Raw genomic sequence first — 25,942 nt, 5'->3', positions numbered from 1 at the left:
CCGTCCGACCCGGCCAATCCGACTCCAACGCAGTAATTCCACCTAATTCAGTCATTCAACGAGTCAGCATCATCGAGAGGATCCACCATGGCATTGAATCTTGACCGCCGGCACTTCCTGGGACTGGCAGGTGCCGGCGCCGGCGCCGCCGCACTGTCGGCCTGCGGAGGCCCGTCCACCGGAGCGCCCGCGGCTGCGACCGCGGCCGCCGATATCGATTTCAGCGGGGTCAAGCCCGCCGCCTCGATCGATTTCTGGTCCAACCACCCGGGAAAGTCCCAGGACGTGGAGAAGGCCATCATCGAGCAGTTCCACGCCAAGTTCCCGGAGATCAAGGTCAACCTGGTCACCGCCGGGGCGAACTATGAGGAAATCGCCCAGAAGTTCCAGACCTCGCAGGCCGCCAAGTCCGGCCTTCCGGGCCTTGTGGTGCTCTCGGATGTCTGGTGGTTCCGGTATTACTCCAACGGCAACATCATCGCTCTCGACAGCCTGATCAAGCAGCTGGACGTCAAGGTGGACGACTTCCAGAAGTCCCTGATCGCGGATTACCAGTACGAGGACAAGCAGTGGGCGCTCCCCTACGGCCGTTCCACCCCGCTGTTCTACTACAACAAGGACCACTTCAAGGCCGCCGGTCTGCCGGACCGCGCCCCGAAGACGTGGCAGGAATTTGCCGAGTGGGCGCCCAAGCTGAAGGCCAGCTCCGGCGCCCAGTACGCGTACATCTACCCGGCACTGGCCGGCTACGCAGGCTGGACCCTGCAGAACAACCTGTGGGGCTGGGGCGGCAGCTGGTCCAACGAGTGGACCTTCAACTGTGATTCCGCAGAGTCGGTCGCCGCCCTGCAGTGGGCCCAGGATTCCATTTTCAAGGACAAGTGGGCCGGGGTCTCGTCCAAGGAAGCGGCCGACGATTTTGCCGCGGGGATCACCTCGTCAACGATTTCCTCGACGGGTTCCCTCCTGGGTGTGCTGAAGTCCGCGCAGTTCAACGTCGGCGTGGGCTACCTGCCGGGCGGCCCGAAGAGCGAAAGCCCGGTGTGCCCCACCGGCGGCGCGGGCCTGGGCATCCCCAGCGGCGTCAGCAAGGAGGTGCAGCTCGCGGCTGCCACCTTCCTGAAGTTCATGACGGAACCGGAGAGCACGGCGCAGTTCTCCGCGGCCACCGGCTACATGCCCACCCGCACCTCGGCCGACATGACCGCGGTGCTCGCCGCCACCCCGCAGATCAAGACCGCCATGGACCAGCTCGCCGTGACCCGCGTCCAGGACAACGCCCGCGTGTTCCTGCCGGGCGCGGACCAGGAGATGGCCAAGTCCGCCGCGGCGATCCTCACCCAGCAGGGCGATGTCCAAGCCACCATGACAGCCCTCAAGGCCACCCTGGAAGGCATCTACACCAAGGACGTGAAGCCCAAGCTCAAGAGCTGACGACGCGCACGGTCTCTGCCGCTACGACGAATCCCTGGCGCTGCCGTATTCCGGCGTCGCCAGGGATTTCTCGTGTCTCAGACCATCCTCCGCGTCGCCGGCGCCAAAGCGCGTCGCCGGCGCTGACGCGGTGAAGCGCCGCGACGGCGGTTGCGCGCCTGGCCGGCGATGGAGCGCCTCGCTGGCGACGATGCGCGTCGCTGTGTGCCCTCACTTAGCGCCCCTGGACTCGTACGACGCCGGAGAGGACACTCTCGCTGCTCCAATCCTCCCCCGACGCGCTAAATCCCTGACGCTGCCGTATTCCGGCGTCGTCAGGGATTGTTTGCGTCGCCGGCGCCAAAGCGCGTCGGAGGTGCGTCGCGTGCGCGTCGCCGAGTGCGGAGATTAGGGGATGGGGACTGGCACGACGCCGAGCGGTGCCAGTTTCGAGGCTCCCCCGTCAGGTGCGGAGAGCACCCAGATGCCCTTCTCGTGGACCGCGACGGAGTGCTCCCACTGGCAGGAGCGCTTGCCGTCGGTGGTCACCACGGTCCAGTCGTCCTCCAGCACGGCGGTTTCGATGCCGCCGCGCACCAGCATCGGTTCGATGGCCAGGCACAACCCCGGACGGATTTTCGGCCCGCGGTGGTTGGTGCGGTAGTTCGGTACGTCCGGGGCCATGTGCATCTCGGAGCCGATCCCGTGGCCCACATAGTCCTCGAGGATGCCCAGGGCCTTTCCGGGGACCGAGGAGACGTAGTCGTCCACGGCGTTGCCGATGTCGCCGATGAACTTCCCGGTCGCCAGCGCGGCAATCCCGTGCCACATCGCGGCCTCGGTGACATCGGAGAGCCGCTGGTCCTCCGGGTCCGCGGTACCCACGATCACGGTGCGGGCGGAGTCCGAATGCCAGCCGCCCAGGATCGCGCCGCCGTCGATCGAGAGGATGTCCCCGTCCTGCAGGACGCGGTCGCCGGGGATGCCGTGTACGACCTCTTCATTGACCGAGGTGCAGATTGTGGCGGGGAAGCCGTGGTAGCCCAGGAAGTTCGAGGTCGCACCGGCGTCCTTGAGCACCGCAGCGAACACGGCGTCGAGGTCTTTGGTGGTCTTCCCCGGCACGGCAGCCGCAACGGCGGCGTCGAGCGCCCGGCTGAGGACGAGCCCGGCCTCGTGCATGGAGCGCATCTGGGCGTTGGTCTTGTATTCGATGCGTGGCTGGCCGAATGCCATCCGCAACTTCCTTTCAATGGGGCTGTGCCGGCGCGGGAAGGCCGCCGGCCAAATGGCTGAGGCCCCTCCCGATCATCCGGGAGGGGCCTCGAGGTTCATGGCCGTTTAGGCCGTCTGGGCCTCTTTGATGGCCTGCATCACGCGGTCGGTGACCTCGTCGATGCCGCCGATGCCATCGACGCGGGTCAGGATGCCGCGGTCGGCATACTTAGCGACAACGGCCTCAGTCTGCTCGTGGTAGAGGTCCAGGCGGTGCCGGATGACGGCTTCGTTGTCGTCAGTGCGTCCGGTTTCCTTGGCGCGGCCCAGCAGGCGGGTGACGAGTTCCTCGTCGTCGGCCGTGAGCTGCAGGACGACGTCGAGCTTCTGGTCGCCGTCGGCCAGGATCCCGTCGAGGTAGTCCACCTGCGCGGTGGTGCGCGGGTAGCCGTCCAGCAGGAAGCCGTTCTCCACGTCGTCCTCGCCGAGCCGGTCCCGGACCATCTTGTTGGTCACGCTGTCCGGGACAAAGTCGCCCGCGTCCATGTACTTCTTGGCTTCGATGCCCAGCGGCGTCTCACCCTTGACGTTGGCGCGGAAGATGTCCCCCGTGGAGATCGCAATCACGCCGAGGCGCTCCGAAATGCGTTCCGCCTGCGTTCCCTTGCCGGAACCGGGAGGTCCGATAATCAACATTCTCGTCATCGCAAAAGCCCTTCGTAGTGACGCTGCTGTAGCTGCGCATCAATCTGCTTGACGGTCTCCAAACCTACGCCGACCATGATCAGGATCGAGGTGCCACCGAACGGGAAGTTCTGGTTGGCATTGATCAGGACCAGTGCGACCAGCGGGATAAGTGCCACAAACGCCAGGTAAATAGCACCGGGGAGGGTGATCCTGGCCAGCACATACTGCAGGTAGTCTGCGGTCGGCTTGCCGGCACGGATACCCGGAATGAAGCCGCCGTACTTCTTCATGTTCTCAGATACTTCTTCAGGGTTGAAAGTGATCGCAACATAGAAGTAAGTGAAGAACACAATCATGGCGAAGTAGAGCACCATGTAGATCGGCTGGTCACCGCGGACCAGGTTGTTGTTGATCCACTCCACCCAGGGTGCAAGCGGCTCTCCGGGTGCCGGCTGGTTGAACTGCGAGATCAGGCCCGGCAGGTACAGCATCGAGGAAGCAAAGATGACGGGCACGACGCCGGCCATGTTCACCTTGATCGGGATGTACGTGCTGGTGCCGCCCACGGTCCGCCGGCCGATCATCCGCTTGGCGTACTGCACCGGAATGCGGCGCTGGGACTGCTCCACGAAGACGACGGCGGCCACGGTCAGCAGGCCGATGACCAGGACCATGAAGAAGGTGCCCGGGCCCTGCGAGGTCCAGATGGCACCGAGCGAGCCGGGGAAGCTGGAAACGATCGAGGTGAAGATCAGCAGCGACATGCCGTTGCCGACACCCTTTTCGGTCACGAGTTCACCCATCCACATGATGAGGCCGGTGCCGGCCGTCAAGGTGATGATGATGAGGATCGTGGTGATGACGCTGTCGTCCGGGATGATCGGCAGCTGGCAGTTCGGCAGCAGCTGGCCGGAGCGTGCGAGCGACACCAAAGTCGTGGCGTTGAGGAGGCCCAGGGCGATCGTCAGGTAACGCGTGTACTGCGTCAGCTTCGACTGGCCCGCGGCGCCTTCCTCGTACAGCTGCTGGAAGCGGGGAATGACCACCCGGAGCAGCTGGACGATGATGCTGGCCGTGATGTACGGCATGATGCCCAGGGCGAAGACAGACACCTGGAGCAATGCACCACCGCTGAACAGGTTGACGAGCTGGTAGATGCCGCCCGTGGTCTGACCGTTCTGCAAGCATTGCTGGACATTCTGGTAGTTCACACCAGGCGAGGGGATGAAGGCACCCAAGCGGAAGATTGTGATGATTCCCAGCGTGAACAACAACTTGCGTCGCAGATCAGGCGTGCGAAAGGCCCGGCCAAATGCGCTAAGCAAGCGTCCTCCTGAGTAATAAGTAAAGTCGTGTGAGATAGGTCAAATAAACCCAACAACCGAGTCTAACGGGTGGACGCGCCCAGCGGACAATCGCAGGGCCGGGAAAAAAGAAAAACTCCCGGCACCTCAGGGCCTGAGCCCCGGGTACCGGGAGTTTCCACAACGGGCAACTGCCCCGCCGCCTCGTTAGAGGGCGGTGGTGCTTCCGCCTGCTGCAGCAATCTTTTCTGCGGCGCTGGCCGAGAATGCGTGGACGGTGACGTCAACCTTGACGGTGATGTCGCCGGTGCCAAGCACCTTGACGGGCTGGTTCTTGCGAACGGCACCCTTTTCGACCAGGTTCTCCACGGTGACTGCGCCACCTTCCGGGAACAGCTCGTTGAGCTTGTCCAGGTTTACAACCTGGTACTCAACCCGGAACGGGTTCTTGAAGCCGCGCAGCTTCGGCAGACGCATGTGCAGCGGCAGCTGGCCGCCGGCAAAGCCAGCCTTGATCTGGTAGCGGGCCTTCGTACCCTTGGTACCGCGACCGGCGGTCTTACCCTTGGAACCTTCACCACGACCAACACGGGTCTTGGCGGTCTTGGCACCCGGGGCGGGACGCAGGTGGTGAACCTTCAGTGCGTTCTGCTTCTCAGCAGCGGCGCTCTGTGCCTTTTCGGCGGTGTTCTTCTCTGCCATTTACTTCGCCTCCTCTACCTTTATCAGGTGCGGAACCGTGTTGACCATTCCCACGGTCACGGCGTCGGCGGTGCGGACAACGGTGTGTCCGATCCGCTTCAGGCCGAGGGACCGCAGCGTGTCGCGCTGGTTCTGCTTGCCGCCAATGGCGGACTTGATCTGAGTGATCTCCAACTTTGCGCCGGAGACAAGCACGTTCTTAGCCAACTCAGACACCTGCCTTCTGGTTCAGGAGCGCCTTCACCATTGCCGGCGGAGCGATCTCGTCGAGCGGGAGGCCGCGGCGCGCTGCCACTGCTGCCGGCTCTTCGAGGCGCTTCAGCGCGTCAACGGTCGCGTGCACGATGTTGATGGCGTTGGAGGAACCGAGCGACTTGGAGAGGATGTCGTGGATGCCCACGCACTCCAGTACTGCACGGACCGGACCGCCGGCGATAACACCGGTACCGGCGGATGCCGGACGCAGCATTACGACGCCTGCGGCGGCTTCACCCTGAACGCGGTGCGGGATGGTGCTGCCGATGCGGGGAACGCGGAAGAAGGACTTCTTGGCTTCTTCAACGCCCTTCGCGATTGCGGCAGGAACTTCCTTAGCCTTGCCGTAGCCAACGCCGACCATACCGTTGCCGTCACCGACGACGACGAGGGCGGTGAAGCTAAAGCGACGACCACCCTTGACGACCTTGGAAACACGGTTGATGGTTACGACGCGCTCTACGAACTGGCTCTTTTCGGCTTCGCGGCCACCGTCGCGGCCACCACGGCCACCACGATCGCCACGGCCCTGGCCGCGGTCGCCACGCTCGCCACGACGAGCGCCACCACGGGCGCCGTCGGTGGTAGCAGGCGCAGCGGTCTCAGTTGCCGGAGCAGCTACAGCTTCAGTCACCTGAATGTCCTTTTCGTTATTTTCGGTCACAGTGACAGCCCACCTTCACGTGCGCCGTCAGCGACGGCGGCGATCCGGCCGTGGTACTTGTTACCACCGCGGTCGAAGACAACAGCTTCGATTCCGGCAGCCTTGGCACGCTCGGCGACGAGCTCGCCAACGCGCTTGGCCTTGGCAGTCTTGTCACCGTCGAATGCACGAAGGTCGGCTTCCAAAGTGGAGGCGCTCGCTACGGTCAGGCCCTTGGTGTCATCGACAACCTGGACGAATACGTGGCGTGCGGAACGGTTGACGACCAGACGAGGACGTACAGCCGTTCCGGAGATGCGCTTGCGGATACGAAGCTGGCGGCGGCTGCGCTGGGCAGACTTGCTCTTGTTCGTACGCTTCTTGTTAATTGCGATCGCCATGGTTACTTACCAGCCTTTCCGACCTTGCGGCGGATGACTTCGCCTGCGTAACGGATGCCCTTGCCCTTGTAGGGGTCCGGCTTCCGCAGCTTGCGAATGTTGGCAGCAACCTCGCCGACCTGCTGCTTGGAGATACCTGAAACAGAGAGCTTGGTCGGGGTCTCTACTGCAAAGGTGATGCCGTTCGGTGCCGAGACGCTAACCGGGTGGCTGTAGCCCAGAGCGAACTCCAGGTCAGAACCCTTTGCCTGAACGCGGTAACCGGTACCGACGATTTCAAGCTTCTTCTCGTAGCCTGCGGTGACACCCTGGATCATGTTGGCGATCAGGGTGCGGGTCAGGCCGTGCAGCGAACGTGAGGCGCGCTCGTCGTTCGGGCGGGCGACAGTCAGGGTGCCATCTTCCAGGGAAACCTCGATCGGGCTGGGCACAGTGTGGCTCAGCTCGCCTTTGGAACCCTTGACGTTGACGACAGAGCCGTCAACCTTGACCTCAACGCCGGCAGGAACGGTGATGGGGAGACGTCCAATACGTGACATTATTCTCTTCCTTTCCCGTTACCAGACGTAAGCGAGGACTTCGCCGCCCACGCCCTTCTTGCCGGCCTGCTTGTCAGTCAAGAGGCCGGAAGAGGTGGACAGGATTGCGACACCCAGGCCACCGAGCACGTGCGGCAGGTTGGTGGACTTTGCGTAAACGCGCAGTCCCGGCTTGGAAATACGACGAACGCCAGCGATTGAACGCTCGCGGTTCGGACCGAACTTGAGCTCGAGGGTCAGCTTCTTGCCGACCTCAGCGTCTTCTTCTTTCCAGGAGGCGATGTAACCTTCGGCCTTCAGGATGTCGGCAACGCGTGCCTTGAGCTTGCTGTACGGCATAGACACGGAGTCGTGGTATGCCGAGTTTGCGTTGCGCAGACGCGTAAGCATGTCTGCGACGGGATCTGTCATTGTCATGGTGGGCTCTTGCCCTTCCTCATAACGGTTTCCGCCGTGCAGTCATCCCCAGGGGGAACCAGCACGTAACGGACCTTTTACGTAGCTAGATTAATCTTCGGTCTTGAACGGGAAGCCAAGCGCCTTGAGCAGCGCGCGGCCTTCGTCGTCGGTCTTGGCAGTGGTCACGACGGTGATGTCCATGCCGCGAACGCGGTCGATGGAATCCTGGTCGATCTCGTGGAACATAACCTGCTCGGTCAGACCGAAGGTGTAGTTGCCGTTGCCGTCGAACTGCTTGCCGCTGAGGCCCCGGAAGTCGCGGATACGCGGCAGAGCCAGCGTGACCAGACGGTCCAGGAATTCCCACATGCGGTCCCCACGCAGAGTTGCGTGTGCACCGATCGGCATGCCTTCGCGCAGCTTGAACTGTGCGATCGACTTGCGGGCCTTGGTTACCTGCGGCTTCTGGCCGGTGATCAGGGTCAGATCGCGGACAGCGCCGTCGATCAGCTTGGAGTCCTTGGCGGCATCTCCAACACCCATGTTCACAACGACCTTCACCAGGCGGGGAACCTGGTTGACGTTCTCGTACTTGAATTCCTCAACGAGCGAGCTCTTGATGGAATCCGCGTACTTGGTCTTCAGACGAGGAACGATCTTGCTTGCCGGAGTCTCGAGAGTCTCAGTCATTAGATGTCCTTCCCTGAGCTCTTGGCCACGCGGACACGCACTTCGCGCTTCACGCCATCGCGCTCAACGGTCTCGGTGCGGAAACCGACGCGGGTGGGCTTCTTGGTGGACGGGTCAACCAGAGCCACGTTGGAGATGTGGATCGTAGCCTCGACGACTTCGATGCCACCGGTCTTGGTGCCGCGCTGCGACTGACCGACCTTGGTGTGCTTGGTTACGCGGTTAATGCCTTCGACCAACACGCGGTTGGTCTCGGGGAATACGCGCAGAACCTTGCCCTGCTTGCCCTTGTCGCCGCCGCGCTCAGCCTTGGCGCCAGTGATGACCTGAACGAGGTCACCCTTTTTGATCTTAGCCATGGACTAAAGCACCTCCGGAGCCAGAGAAACGATCTTCATGAACTTCTTATCGCGAAGTTCACGACCAACCGGTCCGAAGATACGGGTACCGCGGGGGTCACCGTCATTCTTCAAGATCACAGCTGCGTTCTCGTCAAACTTGATATAGGAACCATCCGCACGGCGGCGTTCCTTCTTGGTACGGACGATGACAGCCTTGACGACGTCGCCCTTCTTTACGTTGCCGCCCGGAATTGCGTCCTTGACGGTAGCGACGATTACGTCGCCAATGCCTGCGTAGCGACGGCCAGATCCACCGAGAACGCGAATGGTAAGGATTTCCTTAGCACCCGTGTTGTCGGCGACCTTGAGTCGCGACTCCTGCTGAATCACTATTTACTCCTTGCGTCGCGCTGGTTCTCAGACCGAAAATCTTCCTACGGAATGAGCCTTGCGGAACGGTTGATCGGGGTGTCTCTTGACCTGCCTGGATTTTGCCAGACCAGGCCTAAACTCCCGTGCCAAAAACATTTGCTTCCCAAACGGATTCCGACGAATCGGTGCGCTAGGGGGCACTATGCCGTGGCACGATTGTTTACGAGGTTGATGACGGCGCACAGAGGGCGCCATACAAACTCAAAATCTTAGCACGTTTCGGGCGCCAGTCAGAATCAGCCCTTACCACAGACGACGGCGTCACGCACGGCAGTCTTTTGGCCCTCCGGCCGGTGCACTCCCCCGGCAACGGGAAAACCCCCGCTCCCAAAAGGGAACGGGGGTTTCTCGACAGCCAGGCTGCAGGTGTTACTTGGCCTTCTCGAGGATCTCCACCAGACGCCACCGCTTGGTAGCGGAGAGCGGGCGGGTCTCGGCGAGGAGAACGAGGTCGCCGATGCCGGCGCTGTTCTCTTCGTCGTGAGCCTTGATCTTCGTGTTGCGGCGAAGGACCTTGCCATAGAGGGCGTGCTTCACACGGTCCTCGACCTGGACAACGATGGTCTTTTCCATCTTGTCCGAGACCACATAGCCGCGCTTCGTCTTACGGTAACCGCGCTCGTCAGCCGTAGCTGCGCCGGAAACAGTTTCCGTCACGTTCTCGTCCTTTTCACTCACTTGGCGTCCTCCTCGGTCTCAACCTTTTCAGCCTTGTCAGCCTTCTTGGTTGCAGCCTTCTTGGACTTCTTTTCTTCCTTGGCTTCCACAACCGGTGCGGCAACCTCGGCACGAATGCCCAGCTCGCGCTCACGGAGAACGGTGTAGATGCGTGCGATGTCCTTCTTTACCGCGCGCAGTCGACCGTGGTTCTCCAGCTGGCCGGTGGCGGACTGGAAACGCAGGTTGAACAGCTCTTCCTTGGCCTTACGGAGTTCCTCAACGAGTCGCTCGTTGTCGAAACCGTCCAGCTGTGCGGATGCAAGTTCCTTGGATCCTACTGACATTTCTATTCACCACCTTCGCGACGCAGAATGCGTGCCTTCAACGGGAGCTTGTGGATCGCCAGGCGCAGTGCCTCGCGGGCAACCGATTCCTCGACGCCGGAGATCTCGAAGAGAACCCGGCCCGGCTTGACGTTTGAGACCCACCATTCCGGAGAACCCTTACCGGAACCCATGCGGGTTTCGGCAGGCTTCTTCGTCAGCGGACGGTCCGGGTAGATGTTGATCCAGACCTTGCCGCCACGCTTGATGTGGCGGGTCATCGCGATACGGGCAGATTCGATCTGACGGTTGGTGACGTATGCCGGGCTCAGAGCCTGGATACCCCATTCACCGAAGGAGACCTTGGTGCCGCCCGTAGCAGCGCCGGAACGACCCGGGTGGTGCTGCTTACGGTGCTTGACTCGACGTGGGATAAGCATTTAAGCCTGTCCTCCTTCTACTGCGGGAGCAGCAGCTTCAGCGGCCGGAGCCTCTGCAGCAGGAGCTGCTTCGGCGGCCGGACGGTCAGTACGACGGCGGCGGTCACCACGGTCAGCGCCACCCGGGCGGCCCGGGCGGTCGCTGGCACCACGGCCACGGGACGGAGCAGCAGCTGCCTGCTGAGCCAGTTCCTTGGCGGTGACGTCACCCTTGTAGATCCAGACCTTCACGCCGATGCGGCCGAAGGTGGTCTTGGCCTCGTAGAAGCCGTAGTCGATGTTCGCGCGGAGGGTGTGCAGGGGCACACGGCCTTCGCGGTAGAACTCCGAGCGGGACATTTCTGCGCCGCCCAGTCGACCCGAGCAAGCGATACGGATGCCCTTGGCACCTGCACGCTGTGCGGACTGCATGGCCTTCTTCATCGCGCGGCGGAAAGCCACGCGGGAAGTCAGTTGCTCAGCAACGCCCTGGGCAACAAGCTGAGCTTCCATCTCGGGGTTCTTGACCTCGAGGATGTTCAGCTGAACCTGCTTGCCCGTGAGCTTTTCGAGCTCGCCGCGGATGCGGTCTGCTTCTGCGCCGCGGCGGCCGATAACGATGCCCGGACGTGCCGTGTGGATATCCACGCGGACACGGTCGCGGGTGCGCTCGATCTCAACCTTGGCGATACCGGCGCGCTCCATGCCCGTGGACATGAGCTGGCGGATGCGGATGTCTTCGCGAACGAAGTCCTTGTACCGCTGGCCGGCCTTGGTGCTGTCAGCAAACCAGTGCGATACGTGATCGGTGGTGATGCCGAGTCGGAACCCGTGCGGGTTAACTTTCTGTCCCACTTAGCGAGCCTCCTCTTTCTCCGGGGTAGCGACTACCACGGTGATGTGGCTCGTGCGCTTCTTGATCTGAAATGCACGACCCTGGGCTCGCGGCTGGAACCGCTTCATGGTCGGGCCTTCATCAACAAACGCTTCGCTGATGATGAGGTCACCTTCGTCAAACGCCACGCCGTCGCGGTCCGCGAGGACCCGGGCGTTGGAGATTGCCGACTGAACTACCTTGAATACCGGCTCCGAAGCTGCCTGGGGGGCAAACTTCAGAATTGCCAGAGCCTCATTCGCTTGCTTACCACGAACAAGGTTGACGACGCGCCGGGCCTTCATAGGCGTTACGCGGATGTGACGCGCAATTGCCTTGGCTTCCATTGCTTTCCTTCTCTCGTCTTTGACGTAAGTGCAGGCGCCTAGCGGCGCTTGCCCTTACGGTCGTCCTTGACATGGCCGCGGAATGTCCGCGTGGGAGCGAATTCGCCGAGCTTGTGCCCGACCATCGACTCAGTGACAAACACGGGGATGTGCTTGCGTCCGTCGTGTACGGCGATCGTGTGTCCGAGCATGTCGGGGACGATCATCGAGCGGCGGGACCAGGTCTTGATGACGTTCTTGGTGCCCTTTTCGTTTTCCCTGGCTACCTTTACAAAGAGGTGCTGGTCAACGAAAGGACCTTTTTTCAGGCTGCGTGGCATGTGTCCAGGCTCCTATCGCTTGTTCTTGCCAGTACGACGGCGACGAACAATAAGCTTGTCGCTCTCTTTGTTGGGACGGCGGGTGCGGCCTTCGCGCTTACCGTTCGGGTTGACGGGGTGACGTCCACCGGACGTCTTACCCTCGCCACCACCGTGGGGGTGATCGACCGGGTTCATGGCGACACCACGGACGGTCGGGCGAACGCCCTTCCAGCGCATACGGCCGGCCTTACCCCAGTTGATGTTCGACTGCTCGGCGTTGCCGACCTCGCCGACGGTTGCGCGGCAGCGCACGTCAACGTTGCGGATTTCGCCGGAAGGCAGACGCAGCTGGGCGAAACGGCCTTCCTTAGCAACGAGCTGGATCGATGCGCCGGCGGAGCGGCCCATCTTGGCGCCGCCACCCGGACGCAGTTCGACTGCGTGGATTACGGTACCGACCGGGATGTTGCGCAGCGGGAGGTTGTTGCCGGGCTTGATGTCCGCGTCGGCACCTGCCTCTACGGTGTCACCCTGGGACAGCTTGTTCGGGGCAATGATGTAACGCTTGGTGCCATCAATGTAGTGGAGGAGCGCGATGCGAGCCGTGCGGTTCGGATCGTACTCGATTTCGGCAACGCGGGCGTTGACGCCGTCTTTGTCGTGGCGACGGAAGTCGATCAGACGGTACTGGCGCTTGTGGCCACCACCCTTGTGACGGGTCGTGATCTTACCGGTGTTGTTACGGCCACCCTTTTTCGGGAGGGGACGTACCAACGACTTTTCCGGCGTCGACCGCGTGATTTCAGTGAAGTCCGCTACGCTCGAGCCGCGACGGCCCGGGGTAGTCGGCTTATATTTACGGATTCCCATAATTTATTTCCTCGTTAAAGTGGTCTCCGCTACGAGAGCGGACCGCCGAAGATGTCGATCGTGCCTTCTTTGAGGCTCACAATTGCACGCTTGGTGTTCTTGCGGGTACCCCATCCGAATTTGGTCCGCTTGCGCTTACCGGCACGGTTGATGGTGTTGATCGAGTCGACCTTGACGGAGAAGATTTTCTCCACGGCCAGCTTGATCTCGGTCTTGTTCGAGCGGGGGTCCACCAGGAAGGTGTACTTGCCCTCGTCGATCAGGCCGTAGCTCTTTTCCGAGACGACGGGTGCAAGCACGACGTCGCGCGGATCTTTGATGGTGGCTGCACTCACTTGGCATCCTCCTCGTTCTTTGCCACTGCCTTGGAAGCAACGAATGCTTCGTAGGCAGCCTTGGTGAAGACAACGTCATCGGAGACGAGAACGTCGTAGGTGTTCAGCTGGTCTGAGTACAGAACGTGAACATCAGTGAGGTTGCGCACGGAGAGTGCAGCAACATCGTTGGCGCGCTCGATGACAACGAGCAGGTTCTTGCGCTCGGAGACACCCCGCAGAGTTGCCAGTGCTGCGCTGGAGGACGGCTTGGTGCCGGGAACCAGTTCAGCAACGACGTGGATGCGGCCGTTACGGGCGCGGTCAGAGAGAGCGCCGCGCAGTGCAGCAGCAATCATCTTCTTGGGGGTGCGCTGGCTGTAGTCACGCGGCGTGGGGCCGTGGACAACGCCACCACCGGTCATGTGAGGAGCACGGATTGAACCCTGACGGGCGCGGCCCGTGCCCTTCTGCTTGAACGGCTTGCGACCTGCACCGGAAACCTCGGCGCGGGTCTTGGTCTTGTGGGTACCCTGGCGAGCAGCAGCGAGCTGGGCAACGACGACCTGGTGCAACAGCGGCACGTTGGTCTGTACGTCGAAGATCTCTGCAGGCAGGTCAACCTTGACAGTGCTAGTCATTGAACTAGGCTCCCTTCACGGCGGTGCGTACGAGTACGACCTGGCCGCGGGCGCCGGGGACGGCACCCTTGATCAGGAGCAGCGACTTCTCGACGTCAACCGCGTGGACCGTGAGGTTCAGCGTGGTGTGACGAACGGCGCCCATGCGGCCGGCCATTTTCATGCCCTTGAAGACGCGGCTCGGGGTGGATGCGCCACCGATTGAACCGGGCTTACGGTGGTTCTTGTGTGCACCGTGGGAAGCTCCAACGCCGTGGAAGCCGTGACGCTTCATAACACCGGCGAAGCCCTTACCCTTGGTGGTGCCAACGACGTCGATCTTCTGGCCGGCTTCGAAGAGCTCTACAGAGAGCTCCTGGCCCAGCTCGTAAGAGTCAGCATCTGCAGTGCGCAGTTCGACGACGTGGCGGCGAGGCGTGACGCCTGCCTTTTCAAAGTGACCAGCCAGCGGCTTGGTGACCTTGCGGGGATCGATCTGGCCGTAGCCGATCTGAACGGCGACATAGCCATCAGTGTCTGCATTGCGCAGCTGCGTGATGACGTTCGAGTCAGCCTGGACCACAGTGACGGGGATGAGCTTGTTGTTCTCGTCCCAGACCTGGGTCATGCCGAGCTTCGTGCCCAGCAGGCCCTTTACGTTACGGGTTGCGGTCATAGTCTCTCAGCACCTCCCTACAGCTTGATTTCGATGTTCACGTCGGCCGGCAGGTCGAGACGCATGAGCGAATCAACAGCCTTGGGCGTGGGGTCGATGATGTCGATCAGACGCTTGTGAGTACGCATTTCGAAGTGCTCACGGCTGTCCTTGTACTTGTGCGGAGAGCGGATGACGCAGTAGATGTTCTTCTCCGTCGGCAGCGGCACAGGGCCTACTACCGTGGCGCCTGCGCGCGTGACCGTCTCAACGATCTTCCGTGCTGAAGAGTCAATGACCTCGTGGTCGTATGACTTCAGCCGGATGCGGATTTTTTGTCCCGCCATGTCGCCTGACTCTCTTTCGTTAGTGCTGCTCCAGTGAGGGCTGCTCTGTTTACTTGCGTGTTGCATGTGGCTGCCGAAGCAATTGAAGTCGTAACTACCACCCGCCGCACAAGCTGAATCCGGATGAATCCGGGTTCCTCAACCTGCCGACGTAACCGACCCCCGCGGTCGGGCGTGTCGCGCTTTTCACGCGTACTCGTCCGCAATTCCTTGGGGCGTGGGTTATGTTTGGTCTCCTACTTGGACCCTGACACCCGGCATTATCCGGATCGGGACGCGAAAGAGCGCTTGAACAACTCATCTAGTATGCCGGAATTGCCGGGCAGAAGCGAATCGACGGCCGGGCGGGGCGGGCGGGGCGCCGGCGTCGGACAGTTCACGCGCCGGGTCACGCGGCGTCGGGCGGACGACGGCGGGACTGGGACTTCCGGTCATTGCCTTCAGCGGGCAGCGTGGGGATGATGGGGGCATGACTGTGCAGGACTCCGTAGCAGTCCAGGCCCTCGCCGCGCGCTTGGGCCCGGATTTCCAGCTGGGAGTTGCCTCGGCAGCTTTCCAGATTGAAGGCTCCCTCGCGGCCGGCGGACGCGGGCCCTCCGGCTGGGACGCCTTCGTCGAGAAACCCGGCACCATCCAGGACGGCCACTCCCCCGCCGTCGCCTGCGACCACTACAACCGCACCGCGGAAGACGTCGAGCTGATGCGTGCACTCGGCATCGACTCCTACCGCTTCTCCCTCTCCTGGCCGCGGATCCAGCCGGACGGGACGGGTCCGTTCAACAGCGCAGGGCTCGACTTCTACGACCGGCTCATCGACCAGCTGCTGGAAGCCGGCATCTCCCCCATGGCCACCCTGTACCACTGGGACACCCCGCTGCCGCTGGAACACCGCGGCGGCTGGCTGCAGCGGTCCACCGCGGAACGCTTCGCCGAGTACAGCGCGGCGGCCGGCCGCCGCTTCGGCGACCGTGTCGCCCAGTGGGTAACGCTCAACGAACCGGTTTCCGTCACGCTCAATGGCTATGCCCTGGGGGTCCATGCCCCGGGCCACGACCTGCTCTTCGAAGCCCTGCCCGCCGTGCACCACCAGCTCCTGGGGCACGGCCTCGCCGTACAGGCGCTGCGCGCGGAAGGGGTCACCGGCGCTGTTGGCGTCACCAACCTGCATTCACCGGTCCGTCCTGCGTCCAAATCGGTGACGGACCGGTTTCTGGCCGACATGTTCGACCTGGTCCTGAACCGGGTCTACGCGGATCCGATCCTCCTGGGCAGCTACCCGAAGGTGCCACTCATCGCCAAGCCGTGGTTCCGTTCGCTGGGGAAGATCTCCGATGCCGACCTGCGGACCATCCACCAGCCCCTCGATTTCTACGGGCTGAACTACTACTACCCCGTGAAGGTCGCGACCGGACGCGGCCCGGGCGAGAGCCCAGCGGGCACCGCCGACGCGATGCTGAAGATGCCGTTCCATATGGCGGCGTTCCCGGAATACGCGACCACCGGTTTCGGCTGGCCGGTGGCGCCGGACCATCTGGGCCCGCTGCTCCGGGAGCTTAAGGACAGGTATGGCGGGGCGCTGCCTCCGCTGTACATCACCGAAAGCGGGGCCAGCTTCCCCGAGCCCGAGCACGTGTCCGGCCCCATCGCGGACACGGACCGGATCAACTACATCGCATCCCATCTGGGGCATGCCCTGGAGGCCACCGCGGCTGGCGGCATCGCCGAGGACGTTGAACTGCTGGGATATTACGTCTGGACGCTCATGGACAACTTCGAGTGGGCGGCCGGGTACTCGCAGCGCTTCGGGCTGGTCCACGTCGACTTCGACACCCAGGAACGCACGCCCAAAGATTCCTACTACTGGTACCAGGCACTCAGCAGGGCACGCAAGGGATGAGCTAAAAGGCCCCGTGGGCGACCGGCCGGCGTGGCCCGGCCGCCCACGGGGCCTGTACGCCCCTGCGCGCTACTTCTCCCGGTTGGCCCGGTTAATGCGCTTGGCCCGCTCAATCTCGTGGCGGAAATGCTTCTTGGCCCAAAAGACGGCGGTGACGACGGCAACGGCCACCAACAGGAAAATCAACCAGCCCATTGTGAGCTCCCTTCGTTGGGAGCAACGATATCAGCGCCCTGCCCCCGCTAACTATGGGTCCGCCGGCTCACGGCGCGGTGCCGGCTCCTCAGCGGCCGGCCTGCTGCCGTTCAGCCGCCAGAGCGCCACAAAAAAGAACAGCCCCGCTGCGAGTGCAGCGGGGCTGTTCTTTACTTCACGGAGGCCGTCAGACGGCCAACCGATCAGGAATCTAACTCAGATCAACAAGTGTTACTTGAGGATCTTGGTGACGCGTCCCGAACCAACGGTGCGGCCGCCTTCGCGGATAGCGAAGCCGAGGCCCTCTTCCATGGCGATGGGCTGGATGAGCGCAACGGTCATCTCAGTGTTGTCGCCGGGCATAACCATTTCCGTGCCTTCCGGCAGGGTGATAACGCCGGTTACGTCCGTGGTGCGGAAGTAGAACTGCGGGCGGTAGTTGGAGTAGAACGGGTTGTGACGCCCGCCTTCGTCCTTGGAGAGGATGTAGACGTTAGCCTCGAAGTCGGTGTGCGGGGTGATGGAACCCGGCTTGACGACAACCTGGCCACGCTCGACATCGTCGCGCTTCAGACCGCGGAGCAGGAGGCCACAGTTCTCGCCGGCCCATGCTTCGTCGAGCTGCTTGTGGAACATCTCGATACCGGTAACCGTGGTCTTCTGGACCGGGCGGATGCCGACGATCTCGACCTCGGAGTTGATGGCGAGGGTTCCACGCTCGGCGCGGCCTGTAACAACGGTGCCACGGCCGGTGATCGTGAAGACATCTTCGATCGGCATCAGGAACGGCTTGTCGCGGTCACGTACCGGGTCCGGCACGGAGTTGTCGACAGCTTCCATGAGGTCCTCGACGGACTTGACCCAAACCGGGTCGCCTTCGAGGGCCTTCAGACCGGAAACGCGAACGACCGGAGCCTCATCGCCATCGAAGCCCTGAGCCGAAAGCAGCTCGCGAACTTCCATTTCGACGAGGTCGAGGAGCTCTTCGTCATCGACCATGTCCGACTTGTTCAGTGCAACCAGCAGGTAGGGAACGCCAACCTGGCGGGCGAGCAGGACGTGCTCGCGGGTCTGAGCCATCGGGCCGTCAGTGGCGGCAACCACGAGGATTGCACCGTCCATCTGTGCAGCGCCGGTGATCATGTTCTTGATGTAGTCAGCGTGACCCGGAGCGTCTACGTGTGCGTAGTGGCGCTTCTCGGTCTGGTACTCAACGTGGGAGATGTTGATGGTAATGCCGCGCTGACGCTCTTCGGGAGCAGAGTCAATGGACGCGAAGTCGCGCTGCTCGTTGAGTGTCGGGTACTTGTCGTACAGCACCTTGGAAATCGCGGCCGTCAGCGTCGTCTTACCGTGGTCAACGTGACCAATGGTGCCGATGTTGACGTGCGGCTTAGTCCGCTCGAACTTTGCCTTTGCCACAGGTTCCTCCTAGAACGTTTTCAAATGACTTACCCTTCGACCGCGCTTGTCGCGGCGAAACTTCAGTAAGTCTACTTGGGGGGCTTTGGATTGATGAAATTGCAGATTCAGGAACTAATACTAGTCCCTCGAGTCTGTCGGTGCAGATGGCCGGTTCCGGCTTGACCGGAAAGCGGCTGACCGGAGCCGGCCATCTGCACCGGGTGAATCTCCGTTGACGGAAACGCACCCGAATTTGTTGCTGCGAGAGCCTTTGGGACTACTCGCCGCGGTTCTTCTGGATGATCTCGTCGGCAAATGCCTTCGGGACCTCGGCGTAGCTGTGGAACGTCATGGAGTACACAGCGCGGCCCTGGGTCTTCGAGCGCAGGTCACCGATGTAGCCGAACATGCCGGACAGCGGGACGTGCGCGCGGATTACCTTGACGCCCTGGGCATCTTCCATGGACTGCATCTGGCCACGGCGGGAGTTGAGGTCACCGATAACTTCACCCATGTATTCCTCAGGGGTGCGGACCTCGACATCCATCATTGGTTCGAGCAGGATGGGGTTCGCCTTGCGTGCGGCTTCCTTGAAAGCCATACGGCCGGCGATCTTGAACGCCATTTCCGAGGAGTCAACATCGTGGTACGCGCCGTCAATCAGCGTGGCCTTGATGCCGACAACCGGGTATCCGGCGAGGACGCCGTCGTTCAGCGCATCCTGGATACCGGCGTCGACCGACGGGATGTATTCGCGCGGAATACGTCCACCGGTGACCTTGTTCGAGAACTCGTACATCTCGCCCTCGGACGTGTCCAGCGGCTCGATCGCGATCTGGATCTTTGCGAACTGGCCCGAACCACCGGTCTGCTTCTTGTGCGTGTAGTCGTGACGCTCTACAGCACGCTTGATGGTTTCGCGGTAGGCAACCTGGGGCTTGCCCACGTTGGCCTCGACCTTGAATTCGCGGCGCATGCGGTCCACCAGGATGTCCAGGTGGAGCTCGCCCATGCCGGCGATGATGGTCTGACCGGTGTCTTCGTTGAGGGAGACCTGGAAGGTCGGGTCCTCAGCGGAGAGCTTCTGGATGGCCGTGGAGAGCTTCTCCTGGTCACCCTTGGTGTTCGGCTCGATCGCAACAGAGATCACGGGCTCCGGGAAGCTCATGGACTCGAGGACGATCTGGTTGTTGGAGTCGCACAGGGTGTCGCCCGTGGTGGTGTCCTTCAGACCGATCGCTGCGTAGATGTGGCCAGCGGTAGCGCCGTCAACGGGCATTTCCTTGTTGGCGTGCATCTGGAACAGCTTGCCGATGCGCTCCTTCTTGCCCTTGGTGGAGTTGACCACCTGGGAGCCTGCTTCCACGTGACCGGAGTACACGCGGATGAAGGTGAGCTGACCGAAGAACGGGTGCGTCGCAATCTTGAACGCCAGAGCCGAGAACGGCTCCTCGGAGGAAGGCTTGCGCGTCAGTTCCTTCTCTTCGTCGCGAGGATCGTGACCGATCATCGGCGGGACGTCGAGCGGGTTCGGCAGGTAGTCCACGACGGCGTCAAGCATCGGCTGGACGCCGCGGTTCTTGAACGCGGAGCCACAGAAGACCGGGTAGAGCTCGGAGTTGATCGTCATCTTGCGGATGCCGGCCTTGAGCTCGTCTTCGGTGATTTCTTCACCTTCGAGGTACTTCTCCATGAGCTCTTCGGAGGACTCGGCAACGGTCTCAACGAGCGTTGCGCGGTACTCTTCGGCCTTTTCCTTGAGGTCAGCCGGGATCTCCTGGATCTCGTACTTGGCACCCATGGTGACGTCACCCTTGGAGTCGCCGGGCCAGACCAGTGCGCGCATGTAGAGCAGGTCGACGACGCCGACGAAGTCGTTCTCGGCGCCGATCGGCAGCTGCATAACGAGCGGCTTGGCACCGAGGCGGCTGATGATGGTGTCGACGGTGAAGTAGAAGTCAGCGCCGAGCTTGTCCATCTTGTTGACGAAGCAGATGCGCGGGACGTTGTACTTGTCAGCCTGGCGCCAGACAGTCTCAGACTGCGGCTCCACGCCTTCCTTGCCGTCGAACACGGCAACTGCACCGTCGAGGACGCGCAGGGAGCGCTCAACCTCAACCGTGAAGTCCACGTGGCCGGGGGTGTCGATGATGTTGATCTGGTTGTTTTCCCAGAAGCAGGTCACGGCGGCAGACGTGATGGTGATGCCGCGTTCCTTTTCCTGTTCCATCCAGTCAGTCGTCGAGGCGCCGTCGTGCGTCTCGCCGATCTTGTGGTTCACACCTGTGTAGAACAGGATGCGCTCGGTAGTAGTGGTCTTGCCGGCATCAATGTGGGCCATGATGCCGATATTGCGGACCTTGCTAAGGTCGGTAAGCACGTCCTGTGCCACGGTGTCTCCCTTTCGGATGGACTGCACGTTCGCCGCCGGCTCGGTGGAGCCGGCGGCGTCCGGGAAGTATTACCAGCGGTAGTGTGCGAAGGCCTTGTTGGACTCGGCCATCTTGTGGGTGTCTTCGCGACGCTTCACAGCGGCACCGAGACCGTTGGAGGCATCCAGAATCTCGTTCTGGAGGCGCTCGGTCATGGTCTTCTCGCGGCGGGCCTTGGAGTAGCCAACCAGCCAGCGCAGGGCAAGCGCGGTGGAGCGGCCCGGCTTGACCTCAACCGGAACCTGGTAGGTGGCGCCACCGACGCGGCGGGAGCGGACCTCGAGGGAAGGCTTGACGTTCTCCATGGCCTTCTTGAGGGCTGCAACCGGGTCGCCGCCGGACTTGGCGCGAGCACCTTCGAGTGCACCGTAAACGATGCGCTCTGCGGTGGACTTCTTGCCGTCAACGAGCACCTTGTTGATCAGCTGGGTGACCAGCGGGGAGCCGTAAACGGGATCTAGAACTAGCGGCCGCTTGGGGGCCGGACCCTTGCGAGGCATATTACTTCTTCTCCATCTTTGCGCCGTAGCGGCTACGAGCCTGCTTACGGTTCTTGACACCCTGGGTATCGAGGGCGCCACGGACGATCTTGTAACGGACACCCGGAAGGTCCTTAACGCGGCCGCCGCGGACGAGCACAATGGAGTGCTCCTGCAGGTTGTGGCCTACACCGGGGATGTACGCGGTAACTTCAACGCCACCGTTGAGGCGCACACGTGCAACCTTACGCAGAGCCGAGTTCGGCTTCTTCGGGGTCGTCGTGTACACGCGGGTGCAAACACCGCGGCGCATCGGGCTGCCGTTAAGCGCGGGAGCCTTGGTCTTCTTGACCTTAGGCGTGCGGCCCTTGCGGACCAGCTGGTTAATCGTAGGCACTCTCGTGTTCTCCGTTTTATCCGGAGCGGCCGTTGGCAGCCGCTCTCTTGTCGCTGCGCCCCGCCGCTCGAGCTTTGAAGTTCTCTCCAGAGCAGCTGAGGCGAAGCCTTAATAGTCGGACCGCACGCCGGGGCCTCCGGACTTTCATCCTGAATTGCCCCTAGGCATGCGAAAATGTGGCATACGTTGCACAAGAACCCTGCAAACCGGAAACGTCGTCCTGGTTCAGCCTTTCAGCTGCAACCGGCGCACTCATCCACTGCCACAATAACAATTAGTCTCAAGTCTAACACGGACGGGTCCCAGCCCTTAATCGGCGCGGAACCGGGCCCCGCCGGCGTCGGCCTTAAACAGCAACGCGGGGTCACTTTGAGCCCAATCCGAGCTGCGGATTGGGCCGTAGGTGACCCCGCGTTGCTTTAGCGGTTAGCGGAAGTCGCTGCCCAGGTCGTAGTCATCCAGCGGGATGGCGTGGAACTCAGGAGCTCCGTCGCCGCCCAGGGAATCGTAGGAGAAGTCACTGAACGCGCTGGGGCCGGTGAACAGGTTGGCCTTTGCTTCTTCAGTGGGCTCCACGGTGACCTCGGTGTAGCGCGGGAGACCCGTGCCGGCCGGGATGAGCTTACCGATGATGACGTTTTCCTTGAGGCCGAGCAGCGGATCGCTCTTGCCTTCCATGGCCGCCTGCGTCAGGACGCGGGTGGTCTCCTGGAAGGAAGCTGCGGACAGCCAGGACTCGGTCGCCAGGGACGCCTTGGTGATGCCCATGAGCTCGGGACGGCCGGAAGCCGGCGTCTTGCCCTCGGACACAACACGGCGGTTGGCATCTTCGAAACGGCTGCGCTCGGCGAGCTCGCCGGGGAGCAGATCCGATTCGCCGGACTCGATGACCGTGACGCGGCGCAGCATCTGGCGGACGATAACCTCGACGTGCTTGTCGTGGATACCGATGCCCTGGCTGCGGTACACACCCTGGACCTCGTCCACCAGGAACTTCTGCGCGGCACGGGGGCCCATGATGCGCAGAACCTGCTTGGGGTCGACCGGACCGTTGATGAGCTTCTGGCCGACGCTGACGTGCTCGCCGTCTTCGATGAGAAGACGTGAACGGCGCAGCACCGGGTAAGCGATCTCTTCGGATCCGTCATCCGGGGTGATGACCAGGCGCATCTGGCGCTCGGACTCTTCGATGGTGATGCGGCCGGCTGCTTCAGCAATCGGTGCGACACCCTTCGGAGTACGGGCTTCGAAGAGCTCCTGGATACGGGGCAGACCCTGGGTGATGTCGTCGCCACCGCTGGAGGAAACAGCACCACCGGTGTGGAACGTACGCATGGTCAGCTGGGTACCCGGCTCACCGATGGACTGTGCGGCGATGATGCCCACTGCCTCACCGATGTCGACGGTCTTGCCCGTGGCCAGCGAACGGCCGTAGCACAGGGCGCAGGTGCCGACGCTGGACTCACAGGTGAGTACGGAGCGGACCTTGACCTCGGTGATGCCGGCGGCGAACAGTTCGGCAATGACGACGTCGCCGCAGTCAGTGCCGCCCGCTGCCAGGACCTTGCCCTTGGAGTCAACGACATCCACGGCCAGGGTACGGGCGTACGCGCTGTTCTCGACGTTCTCGTCCAGGACCAGCTCGCCGTTGGAGTCAGCGACCGCGATGGCGGTCATGAGACCGCGCTCGGTGCCGCAGTCCTCTTCGCGGACGATGACGTCCTGCGACACGTCCACCAGACGACGGGTCAGGTAACCCGAGTTGGCGGTACGCAGCGCGGTGTCAGCCAGACCCTTACGGGCACCGTGCGTGGCGATGAAGTATTCCAGCACCGACAGGCCCTCGCGGTAGGAGGACTTGATCGGACGCGGGATGATCTCGCCCTTAGGGTTGGCCACCAGGCCACGGATACCCGCGATCTGGCGGACCTGCATCCAGTTACCACGGGCGCCGGAGGACACCATGCGGTTGATGGTGTTCATCGGGGACAGGTTGTCACGCATCGCCTGGGCGATTTCGTTCGTTGCCTTGTTCCAGATCTCGATCAGTTCCTGGCGACGCTCGTCGTCGTCGATCAGGCCCTTGTCGTACTGGCCCTGGATCTTGGCAGCCATGGTCTCGTAACCGGCGAGGATCCGCGGCTTGTCCTTGGGCACCTCGATGTCGGAGATGGCGACGGTGACACCGGACCGGGTGGCCCAGTAGAACCCGGCGTCCTTCAGGTTGTCCAGCGTTGCCGCCGTGACCACCTTCGGGTAGCGCTCGGCGAGGTCGTTGACGATGGTCGACAGTTCGCCCTTGTCCGCAACGTTTTCAACCCACGGGTAGTCCGCGGGAAGCGTCTCGTTGAAGAGGACCTGGCCCAGGGAGGTCTGGACGAGCACGGTCTGACCCGGCTCGTAGCCTTCCGGAGCTTCCCAGCCGGCGTAAGGGACAAAGCCCTCGAGACGGATCTTGACCTGGGAGTTCAGGTGCAGCTCGTGCAGGTCGTACGCCATGATGGCTTCCGCGACGGAGGAGAAGATCCGGCCCTCGCCAGCTGAACCGACACGCTTGGTGGTCAGGTGGTAGAGGCCGATGATCATATCCTGCGAAGGCAGCGTCACCGGGCGGCCGTCAGACGGCTTCAGGATGTTGTTCGAGGACAGCATCAGGATGCGGGCCTCAGCCTGGGCTTCGGGGCTCAGCGGCAGGTGAACTGCCATCTGGTCGCCGTCGAAGTCAGCGTTGAAGGCGCCACAAACCAGCGGGTGAAGCTGGATTGCCTTACCTTCAACAAGCTGCGGTTCGAACGCCTGGATGCCGAGACGGTGCAGGGTAGGTGCACGGTTCAGCAGCACGGGGTGCTCGGTGATGATCTCTTCGAGAACATCCCAGACCTGCGGGCGGTAGCGCTCGACCATCCGCTTGGCCGACTTGATGTTCTGGGCGTGGTTAAGGTCAACCAGGCGCTTCATCACGAACGGCTTGAAGAGCTCCAGCGCCATCTGCTTCGGCAGGCCACACTGGTGCAGCTTCAGCTGCGGACCGACAACGATCACGGAACGGCCGGAGTAGTCAACGCGCTTACCCAGGAGGTTCTGGCGGAAACGACCCTGCTTGCCCTTGAGCATGTCGCTCAGGGACTTCAGCGGACGGTTGCCCGGTCCGGTGACCGGACGGCCGCGGCGGCCGTTGTCGAAGAGGCTGTCAACAGCTTCCTGAAGCATGCGCTTCTCGTTGTTGACGATGATCTCCGGAGCACCGAGATCAAGCAGGCGCTTGAGGCGGTTGTTGCGGTTGATCACGCGGCGGTAGAGGTCGTTGAGGTCGGAGGTCGCGAAGCGGCCACCGTCCAGCTGGACCATCGGGCGCAGTTCCGGCGGGATCACCGGGACGGCGTCCAGCACCATGCCGAGCGGGCTGTTGTTGGTCGTCAGGAACGCGTTGACCACCTTGAGCCGCTTCAGGGCGCGGGTCTTGCGCTGGCCCTTGCCGTTGGCGATGATGTCGCGGAGCATGTCCGACTCGGCCTGCATGTCGAAGTTCTCAAGACGCTTCTTGATCGCTTCGGCACCCATGGAGCCTTCGAAGTACATACCGTAGCGGTCGCGCAGTTCGCGGTACAGGCCTTCGTCGCCTTCAAGGTCAGCGACCTTGAGGTTCTTGAAGCGGTCCCAGACCTGCTCGAGGCGCTCGATTTCAGCATCCGCGCGCTTGCGGACGTTGGCCATCTGGCGGTCAGCGGAGTCACGGGCCTTCTTCTTGTCGGCAGCCTTGGCGCCTTCGCCTTCGAGACGGGCAAGCTCGTTCTCGAGGTCGCGGGCGATCGTGGCGATGTCCGAGTCGCGGTTGTCGATCAGCTGCTTCTTCTCGATGTCGTGCTCAACCTGGAGGTTGGGCAGTTCTTCGTGGCGGCTGTCAGCGTCGACGCTCGTGATCATGTAGGCGGCGAAGTAGATGACCTTTTCGAGGTCCTTCGGTGCCAGGTCAAGGAGGTAGCCCAGGCGGGACGGAACACCCTTGAAGTACCAGATGTGCGTGACCGGGGCGGCCAGCTCGATGTGGCCCATGCGCTCACGGCGGACCTTTGCGCGGGTGACCTCAACGCCACACCGCTCACAGATGATGCCCTTGAAGCGCACGCGCTTGTACTTACCGCAGTAGCACTCCCAATCGCGGGACGGGCCGAAGATCTTCTCGCAGAAGAGGCCGTCCTTCTCAGGCTTGAGCGTGCGGTAGTTGATGGTTTCCGGCTTCTTAACCTCGCCGTAAGACCAGCCACGGATGTCTTCCGCGGTGGCGAGGCCGATCTGCATGAGGCCGAAGGAGGATTCGCTGGACATATGGTCCCTGTTCTCTCTTGTTCTCTAAATTCTGAAGTCTTGGGTTACGGGAAGAGGGAG

31 protein-coding genes are annotated in these 25,942 nt (G+C 62.3%); 2 read left to right on the top strand and 29 right to left on the bottom strand.

Features of this window, described 5'->3' with window-relative positions; all coding sequences use genetic code 11:
* Window positions 1-87: 87 nt before the first annotated feature.
* A complete protein-coding gene (locus ABIB29_RS01245; protein WP_354169349.1) occupies window positions 88-1,434 on the top strand; it encodes an ABC transporter substrate-binding protein in 1,347 nt (448 codons plus the stop codon).
* Between the two features lie 387 nt (window positions 1,435-1,821).
* Here ABIB29_RS01245 and map read toward each other — a convergent pair whose 3' ends face one another.
* The 23 genes from map to rpsJ all read right to left on the bottom strand — a co-directional run bounded on the left by map (window position 1,822) and on the right by rpsJ (window position 14,752).
* A complete protein-coding gene (gene map / locus ABIB29_RS01240) occupies window positions 1,822-2,649 on the bottom strand; it encodes a type I methionyl aminopeptidase (RefSeq protein ID WP_354169348.1) in 828 nt (275 codons plus the stop codon).
* A gap of 105 nt (window positions 2,650-2,754) precedes the next feature.
* Window positions 2,755-3,324: an adenylate kinase gene (locus ABIB29_RS01235; protein ID WP_354170252.1), complete on the bottom strand. Its 570-nt coding sequence runs from the start codon at window positions 3,322-3,324 to the stop codon at window positions 2,755-2,757.
* Window positions 3,325-3,329: 5 nt separating this feature from the next.
* Window positions 3,330-4,640 (bottom strand): preprotein translocase subunit SecY, encoded by a 1,311-nt coding sequence (secY, locus tag ABIB29_RS01230; protein WP_354169346.1) that lies wholly within the window; start codon window positions 4,638-4,640, stop codon window positions 3,330-3,332.
* 186 nt (window positions 4,641-4,826) lie between these two features.
* Window positions 4,827-5,321 (bottom strand): 50S ribosomal protein L15, encoded by a 495-nt coding sequence (gene rplO, locus ABIB29_RS01225; RefSeq protein WP_354169345.1) that lies wholly within the window; start codon window positions 5,319-5,321, stop codon window positions 4,827-4,829.
* Window positions 5,322-5,528 (bottom strand): 50S ribosomal protein L30, encoded by a 207-nt coding sequence (gene rpmD / locus ABIB29_RS01220; protein ID WP_354169343.1) that lies wholly within the window; start codon window positions 5,526-5,528, stop codon window positions 5,322-5,324.
* Window position 5,529: 1 nt separating this feature from the next.
* Window positions 5,530-6,210: a 30S ribosomal protein S5 gene (gene rpsE, locus ABIB29_RS01215; RefSeq protein WP_354169341.1), complete on the bottom strand. Its 681-nt coding sequence runs from the start codon at window positions 6,208-6,210 to the stop codon at window positions 5,530-5,532.
* A 26-nt stretch (window positions 6,211-6,236) separates the two neighbouring features.
* Window positions 6,237-6,620 carry a 50S ribosomal protein L18 gene (rplR, locus tag ABIB29_RS01210; protein ID WP_091251989.1) on the bottom strand — a complete coding sequence of 128 codons (384 nt, stop codon included), beginning with the start codon at window positions 6,618-6,620 and terminating at the stop codon, window positions 6,237-6,239.
* Between the two features lie 2 nt (window positions 6,621-6,622).
* Complete coding sequence (rplF, locus tag ABIB29_RS01205; RefSeq protein ID WP_301226749.1) at window positions 6,623-7,159, bottom strand: 50S ribosomal protein L6; 537 nt, start codon at window positions 7,157-7,159, stop codon at window positions 6,623-6,625.
* An 18-nt stretch (window positions 7,160-7,177) separates the two neighbouring features.
* Window positions 7,178-7,576 carry a 30S ribosomal protein S8 gene (gene rpsH, locus ABIB29_RS01200; RefSeq protein ID WP_056425243.1) on the bottom strand — a complete coding sequence of 133 codons (399 nt, stop codon included), beginning with the start codon at window positions 7,574-7,576 and terminating at the stop codon, window positions 7,178-7,180.
* Between the two features lie 90 nt (window positions 7,577-7,666).
* The gene (gene rplE, locus ABIB29_RS01195) at window positions 7,667-8,248 is read right to left on the bottom strand and encodes a 50S ribosomal protein L5 (RefSeq protein WP_056425240.1); all 582 of its coding nucleotides are present in this window, start codon (window positions 8,246-8,248) and stop codon (window positions 7,667-7,669) included.
* Entirely contained in the window at window positions 8,248-8,607 is a 360-nt protein-coding gene (gene rplX / locus ABIB29_RS01190) for a 50S ribosomal protein L24 (protein WP_056425237.1), read from the bottom strand. Before rplX ends, rplE begins: the two co-directional genes overlap by 1 nt.
* A gap of 3 nt (window positions 8,608-8,610) precedes the next feature.
* Window positions 8,611-8,979, bottom strand: a complete 369-nt coding sequence (gene rplN / locus ABIB29_RS01185; RefSeq protein ID WP_003803789.1) for a 50S ribosomal protein L14 — start codon at window positions 8,977-8,979, stop codon at window positions 8,611-8,613.
* Between the two features lie 411 nt (window positions 8,980-9,390).
* Window positions 9,391-9,699: a 30S ribosomal protein S17 gene (gene rpsQ, locus ABIB29_RS01180; protein WP_035739337.1), complete on the bottom strand. Its 309-nt coding sequence runs from the start codon at window positions 9,697-9,699 to the stop codon at window positions 9,391-9,393.
* The gene (gene rpmC / locus ABIB29_RS01175; protein ID WP_326957500.1) at window positions 9,696-10,025 is read right to left on the bottom strand and encodes a 50S ribosomal protein L29; all 330 of its coding nucleotides are present in this window, start codon (window positions 10,023-10,025) and stop codon (window positions 9,696-9,698) included. The genes rpsQ and rpmC overlap by 4 nt, the downstream gene beginning before the upstream one ends.
* A gap of 2 nt (window positions 10,026-10,027) precedes the next feature.
* A complete protein-coding gene (gene rplP, locus ABIB29_RS01170; protein ID WP_123257072.1) occupies window positions 10,028-10,444 on the bottom strand; it encodes a 50S ribosomal protein L16 in 417 nt (138 codons plus the stop codon).
* Complete coding sequence (gene rpsC, locus ABIB29_RS01165) at window positions 10,445-11,278, bottom strand: 30S ribosomal protein S3 (protein ID WP_354169337.1); 834 nt, start codon at window positions 11,276-11,278, stop codon at window positions 10,445-10,447.
* Window positions 11,279-11,644, bottom strand: a complete 366-nt coding sequence (gene rplV, locus ABIB29_RS01160; protein WP_003803798.1) for a 50S ribosomal protein L22 — start codon at window positions 11,642-11,644, stop codon at window positions 11,279-11,281. It abuts the gene before it with no gap.
* 38 nt (window positions 11,645-11,682) lie between these two features.
* The gene (gene rpsS / locus ABIB29_RS01155; protein ID WP_018773666.1) at window positions 11,683-11,964 is read right to left on the bottom strand and encodes a 30S ribosomal protein S19; all 282 of its coding nucleotides are present in this window, start codon (window positions 11,962-11,964) and stop codon (window positions 11,683-11,685) included.
* Window positions 11,965-11,976: 12 nt separating this feature from the next.
* Window positions 11,977-12,816, bottom strand: a complete 840-nt coding sequence (rplB, locus tag ABIB29_RS01150) for a 50S ribosomal protein L2 (RefSeq protein ID WP_069949299.1) — start codon at window positions 12,814-12,816, stop codon at window positions 11,977-11,979.
* A gap of 29 nt (window positions 12,817-12,845) precedes the next feature.
* Complete coding sequence (gene rplW / locus ABIB29_RS01145) at window positions 12,846-13,151, bottom strand: 50S ribosomal protein L23 (protein WP_024366132.1); 306 nt, start codon at window positions 13,149-13,151, stop codon at window positions 12,846-12,848.
* A complete protein-coding gene (rplD, locus tag ABIB29_RS01140; RefSeq protein ID WP_354169334.1) occupies window positions 13,148-13,771 on the bottom strand; it encodes a 50S ribosomal protein L4 in 624 nt (207 codons plus the stop codon). Before rplD ends, rplW begins: the two co-directional genes overlap by 4 nt.
* 4 nt (window positions 13,772-13,775) lie before the next feature.
* Window positions 13,776-14,426, bottom strand: coding sequence for a 50S ribosomal protein L3 (gene rplC / locus ABIB29_RS01135; RefSeq protein ID WP_024366134.1), 651 nt, complete (start codon window positions 14,424-14,426; stop codon window positions 13,776-13,778).
* Window positions 14,427-14,443: 17 nt separating this feature from the next.
* The gene (gene rpsJ / locus ABIB29_RS01130; protein WP_024366135.1) at window positions 14,444-14,752 is read right to left on the bottom strand and encodes a 30S ribosomal protein S10; all 309 of its coding nucleotides are present in this window, start codon (window positions 14,750-14,752) and stop codon (window positions 14,444-14,446) included.
* A gap of 469 nt (window positions 14,753-15,221) precedes the next feature.
* Here rpsJ and ABIB29_RS01125 point away from each other — a divergent pair, with 469 nt between their 5' ends.
* Window positions 15,222-16,649, top strand: a complete 1,428-nt coding sequence (locus tag ABIB29_RS01125; RefSeq protein ID WP_354169333.1) for a GH1 family beta-glucosidase — start codon at window positions 15,222-15,224, stop codon at window positions 16,647-16,649.
* A gap of 69 nt (window positions 16,650-16,718) precedes the next feature.
* On the opposite strand, the gene ABIB29_RS01120 is transcribed toward ABIB29_RS01125, so the two are convergent.
* The 6 genes from ABIB29_RS01120 to ABIB29_RS01095 all read right to left on the bottom strand — a co-directional run bounded on the left by ABIB29_RS01120 (window position 16,719) and on the right by ABIB29_RS01095 (window position 25,882).
* Window positions 16,719-16,844: a hypothetical protein gene (locus ABIB29_RS01120; RefSeq protein WP_354169331.1), complete on the bottom strand. Its 126-nt coding sequence runs from the start codon at window positions 16,842-16,844 to the stop codon at window positions 16,719-16,721.
* A gap of 231 nt (window positions 16,845-17,075) precedes the next feature.
* Window positions 17,076-18,266 (bottom strand): elongation factor Tu, encoded by a 1,191-nt coding sequence (gene tuf, locus ABIB29_RS01115; protein WP_069949303.1) that lies wholly within the window; start codon window positions 18,264-18,266, stop codon window positions 17,076-17,078.
* Between the two features lie 259 nt (window positions 18,267-18,525).
* The gene (fusA, locus tag ABIB29_RS01110; RefSeq protein ID WP_354169329.1) at window positions 18,526-20,640 is read right to left on the bottom strand and encodes an elongation factor G; all 2,115 of its coding nucleotides are present in this window, start codon (window positions 20,638-20,640) and stop codon (window positions 18,526-18,528) included.
* A gap of 69 nt (window positions 20,641-20,709) precedes the next feature.
* Window positions 20,710-21,180 (bottom strand): 30S ribosomal protein S7, encoded by a 471-nt coding sequence (gene rpsG / locus ABIB29_RS01105; protein ID WP_011692813.1) that lies wholly within the window; start codon window positions 21,178-21,180, stop codon window positions 20,710-20,712.
* A gap of 1 nt (window position 21,181) precedes the next feature.
* Window positions 21,182-21,556: a 30S ribosomal protein S12 gene (gene rpsL, locus ABIB29_RS01100; protein ID WP_011692814.1), complete on the bottom strand. Its 375-nt coding sequence runs from the start codon at window positions 21,554-21,556 to the stop codon at window positions 21,182-21,184.
* Window positions 21,557-21,982: 426 nt separating this feature from the next.
* Window positions 21,983-25,882, bottom strand: a complete 3,900-nt coding sequence (locus ABIB29_RS01095) for a DNA-directed RNA polymerase subunit beta' (protein WP_307465583.1) — start codon at window positions 25,880-25,882, stop codon at window positions 21,983-21,985.
* Between the last annotated feature and the right edge of the window lie 60 nt (window positions 25,883-25,942).

Origin of the sequence: Arthrobacter sp. UYEF36 (assembly GCF_040547025.1) — a bacterium.
In the GTDB taxonomy this organism is placed as follows: domain Bacteria; phylum Actinomycetota; class Actinomycetes; order Actinomycetales; family Micrococcaceae; genus Arthrobacter.
This window is presented reverse-complemented; position numbering and strand designations above follow the sequence as displayed.